Source organism: Cuspidothrix issatschenkoi CHARLIE-1 (assembly GCF_002934005.1).
Classification (GTDB): Bacteria; Cyanobacteriota; Cyanobacteriia; order Cyanobacteriales; family Nostocaceae; genus Cuspidothrix; species Cuspidothrix issatschenkoi.
Map to the genome: position 1 here is coordinate 1 of NZ_PGEM01000243.1, position 1,826 is coordinate 1,826.

Here is a 1,826-nt window from a genome sequence, read left to right on the forward strand (position 1 = left end):
AAAAAAGTTTTTAGGCATTTTTTTATACGTGGAATAATAAAATGTCCTAGAAAGGGTTTAAAATGCAAAATAAAACGACTACTCATTTTTGAGTAGCCGGAGAATAATTATAATGGTGTGCAATTAAAAGGAGCACTGTATTGAGCATACCACACGCATTTATGCCGAGAAAATTTATTGATGTTGAGAAGAACCCTTAACTAAACTTGAAGACGAATGTCGGCATAGCGTGAGCTATTAAGCCGACGAGTCGACAGTTTCAGGGATTGTTAAGCGTTCTGAGGCTCAACATCAATAAAGCAATTGGAATAATGCAATTAATTATTAAGATGTTGTAAATTTTTAAATTTTAGAAGTAATTTATGATGAGATATGTTATTTTGAGGTGGTAATAATTCTATATGTAGGGAGTTTTATTTTCATGGAATACGTTTCAAAATTAGTCGAAGCTATCTCTAATGCAGTTTCAGCAGGACAATCTGGAGATTATGCTGAATTAGCTAAATCAATCGGTAATATTGTGGTTAACGGTGTTAGTATAGCAGAAGATATTGCTAAAGCACTTGGTTATATGTAATAGGTATCTTCACTCATTACATATAAAGAGATTAATCAACTAATCGTTGATTAATCTCTTTTTTGTTTTTCGATGGTTTTTTTATTTGCTGTTATATCTTTTAAATTTAGTAATAAAAAAATAATCATTTTGAGTGTTTTTTTGTGGTTTTTAAGACGAGTGAAACGAGTCTTTTCTTATCTTGATACTATAGGTAACTATTACAAGCGAACCTAACAACCTTAAATCCGTTGTCATATCTGGCTTCAAGCACAAAAAAAGTTGCTTTTTCATACCTAGTATAGTAGAGTTTATAGTGACCAAACAAAAACTTTACAAGAAAGGAGAAAAAGCAACTTTTTTATATATAATGTTTGAGAAAACAAAGTTGTTTTTATGTGTTATAACATGGAAAAGTATACAGAGAAAAAACAAAGAAATCAAGTATTTCAAAAATTTATCAAACGACATGTGAAAGAAGGACAAATGGATTTGATAAGGGAGTGCAATACATTCTTGAGTTTTGTGGCAGATAAAACATTAGAGAAACAGAAATTGCATAAATCTAATTTATGTAAAAATCGATTTTGTCCTGTATGTGCATGGCGAAAAGCGAGAAAAGATGCGTTAGGTTTATCATTGATGATGCAATATGTAAAACAAGAGGAGTCAAAATCATTTATATTTTTAACACTTACGACCCCAAATGTTACAGCTGAGCATTTAGAAAGTGAGATAAAGCATTATAATGAATCATTTAGACGATTAAGTAATCGTAAGCATTTTAAATCTATTGCGAAAGGTTATGTTCGTAAACTGGAAGTAACGTATAATGCGGAACGTGACGATTATCATCCTCATTTTCATGTGTTAATTGCAGTGAATAAATCGTATTTCACAGATAAAAGATATTATATTAGCCAACAAGAATGGTTAGATTTATGGCGTGATGTAACAGGAAATCCAGATATTACACAGGTTCATGTTCAACGTGTAAAACAGAACAATCGAAAAAGCACATCGTATGAAATCCAGGCTAAATACACGGGGAAAGATAGCGATTATCTATCGAATCAAAAAGTATTTGATACGTATTATAAATCGTTGAAAGGAAAACAGGTACTTGTTTATTCTGGATTGTTTAAAGAAGCACGTAAAAAATTGAAAGATGGCGATTTAGATTATCTTAAAGAAATTGATCCAACTGAATACGTGTATCAGATTTTTTACATGTGGAATAAAAATGAATATTTAGCGAGTGAAATTTTTG

2 protein-coding genes are annotated in these 1,826 nt (G+C 30.7%); both read left to right on the forward strand.

Annotation, left to right across the window (positions count from 1 at the left end):
- Nucleotides 1–421: 421 nt before the first annotated feature.
- Entirely contained in the window at nucleotides 422–577 is a 156-nt protein-coding gene (locus CUN59_RS23065; protein WP_104389617.1) for a beta-class phenol-soluble modulin, read from the forward strand.
- A 387-nt stretch (nucleotides 578–964) separates the two neighbouring features.
- Nucleotides 965–1,826, forward strand: an 862-nt coding sequence (locus CUN59_RS23070) for a protein rep (protein WP_104389618.1), incomplete at its 3' end; no start/stop codon positions are given.

What these genes read in the sequence shown, in the direction of transcription:
- CUN59_RS23065 (WP_104389617.1), top strand. Translation starts at nt 422, where the DNA reads ATGGAATACGTTTCAAAATTAGTCGAAGCTATCTCTAATGCAGTTTCA.